Here is a 2,029-nt window from a genome sequence, read left to right as displayed (position 1 = left end):
GTCAATTTATTTTCGCTGCTTGTTAAATACTGAACCCATCCCCAGTAAACCCAATGCCAATAACCCCAGAATCGAGGAAGGCTCTGGAACCGCTGGAAATGGATTTGGACCGGTACTGGGTGATAAAAATCCTTTTAAAGGATCACCCACGGCTCCAAAACCAACAAGATCGAGGGAATTAAACTGAGTTATAACTTCTACATAGGTCTCTTCTCCTTCTAGTACCCTGAAACTACCGAGATCGGGGAAATCCGTAAAGTAAATGAAATCTGCACTAGCGATAGGATCGGCAACATTTGGGGTGTTTACAATCGTGATTTTTAATGGCAATGTTTGAGTGAAATCTGGGTCGGAGGAAGTGGTGTTGATTATCAGATCAACCCCATTAATCCCAGTACCCCCAAAAACAGCGCCATTACGGTAATACAAGCGCCCTGCAACAAAGTCTTGACCCTTGGGCTGATCGGTAAAGTCAGAAGGAATAAAGGACAATTGATTGGTAAATGAACCATCTACAGGCGTTCCCCATTCGATGGTGTCGGTTCCGTTGCCCGTGTATACTGAGTCGGGGAGCGTGATGGCGTTGTCAAAATGGCCTGTCACTGTCCCTGTACCTACATTTACAGTTACAGCTTGGGCGGCTTGGAAAGGGGCTAGGATGGCTAGAGTTGCCCCCGCTACCAATAAGCAATGCTTACCCCCCCCCACATTTTTGATTACTTTTGTTAATGTTTTGGCCATGGAAAACTCTTCCTTGGTATGGTTTCCCCGATTATATAATTGTATTTTTCAAAAGACTGGTATTGCCTGCTACCAATAAGCAATGCTTACCCCCCCCCACATTTTTGATTACTTTTGTTAATGTTTTGGCCATGAAAACCTCTTCTTTGGTAGGGTTTATTCGATTATATAATTGTGTTTGGCTCTCTTGGATATTGGCTGAAAAATGTTCACAATGTCACATTATGGGCTTAACGCCTGCGCCCCTACATTGCACAATGACCTCAAATACTTTTTCAGCAAGCCTTTATTACCATAAACGATAAAAACTTTTCAACAAGCGCGGCGGAATTTTTAGATAATAACCAATAATTACTAATTGATTAACTAAGGTAGTTTTGCCAACTCCTAATTTTTGCCAACGTCTTGCCGAGGTAATCACCGGAGCAGCAACTATGGCTATTTTACCCCTTTTTTTCAATCTTTGTATTAATTCAAAATCTTCCATAATTGGCAACTCAGGAAACCCGCCCAAATCTGCCAATATTGAGGCTTTTAAAAATATTCCTTGATCTCCGTAGGGAAGGGAAAGCCAGCGAGAACGCCAATTAACTAATTTTTCCACTAAACGCAGGGTTTTTTCCTCTCCATCAATTTTTAATTCAAAGGCCCCCGCTACTATCCCAGATTGGGATAAAGTATCGATAATTTTTTCTTGAAATTCATGGGGAAGTAAAGTATCTCCGTGTAGAAATAACAAAATATCTCCTTTGGCTATTTTGGCTCCTAAATTCATCTGGAAAGCACGACCTTTTCTGGGTGAAATAATTACTTTTCCTCCCAATTGTTCGGCTATTTCTCTAGTTTTATCGGTACTGCCCCCATCGACAACAATAATTTCTACCCCCGCACCTATCTGTTTTAACGTTGCTGCAATTCTTAACTCCTCATTGAGAGTCGGAATGATAATACTAAGATAATTCATCAGGTTTTGTGGTAACTAAAGTCACAGGATTTAGGGGCGACCATCGGGTAAATTTTCCTACAGATACCGAGGGATTGACTGGGATTTTTAATAACTGTTTTTTCGGTAGAAAAGTTAAACATTGCTGCCAGTTCTTCAGAGTGGCTAAAGCTGGAGTCAAAAGTCGATACCAAATTAGGTTACACTTCATCTTTATGGAAAGCGAAACTCTGTTCTAAGATAGGTGGGACAATGCCGAATATTAAAGGAGACGATGGTGCGCTCAAAACCATCTTCAGCAATAGTAAAATTATCGCAGTGGTCGGGCATTCCGAGAAATCGAGC

General features: G+C 41.4%; 3 protein-coding genes and 1 pseudogene. 1 reads left to right on the top strand and 3 read right to left on the bottom strand.

Annotated features, from left to right (window positions below; genetic code table 11):
• Positions 1-6: 6 nt before the first annotated feature.
• The 3 genes from PX481_RS00185 to PX481_RS00175 form a co-directional block, all read right to left on the bottom strand.
• Positions 7-741 carry a choice-of-anchor K domain-containing protein gene (locus tag PX481_RS00185; protein ID WP_002759878.1) on the bottom strand — a complete coding sequence of 245 codons (735 nt, stop codon included), beginning with the start codon at positions 739-741 and terminating at the stop codon, positions 7-9.
• Between the two features lie 289 nt (positions 742-1,030).
• Complete coding sequence (locus tag PX481_RS00180; protein WP_002759876.1) at positions 1,031-1,705, bottom strand: TIGR04283 family arsenosugar biosynthesis glycosyltransferase; 675 nt, start codon at positions 1,703-1,705, stop codon at positions 1,031-1,033.
• Positions 1,692-1,895 (bottom strand): hypothetical protein, encoded by a 204-nt coding sequence (locus PX481_RS00175; protein WP_043999113.1) that lies wholly within the window; start codon positions 1,893-1,895, stop codon positions 1,692-1,694. The genes PX481_RS00180 and PX481_RS00175 overlap by 14 nt, the downstream gene beginning before the upstream one ends.
• 41 nt (positions 1,896-1,936) lie before the next feature.
• Between PX481_RS00175 and PX481_RS29525 the strand changes: the two are divergent.
• Positions 1,937-2,029: pseudogene (locus PX481_RS29525) on the top strand (CoA-binding protein); the annotation flags it as partial.

It is taken from the genome of Microcystis sp. M53603_WE2 (assembly GCF_030065435.1).
The sequence above is the reverse complement of the archived record's forward strand: the minus strand, read 5'-3'. Positions and strand labels throughout refer to the sequence as shown.

Coding starts and splice junctions, on each gene's coding strand:
- PX481_RS00185 (WP_002759878.1), bottom strand. CDS start 741: ATGGCCAAAACATTAACAAAAGTAATCAAAAATGTGGGGGGGGGTAAG.
- PX481_RS00180 (WP_002759876.1), bottom strand. CDS start 1,705: ATGAATTATCTTAGTATTATCATTCCGACTCTCAATGAGGAGTTAAGA.
- PX481_RS00175 (WP_043999113.1), bottom strand. CDS start 1,895: ATGAAGTGTAACCTAATTTGGTATCGACTTTTGACTCCAGCTTTAGCC.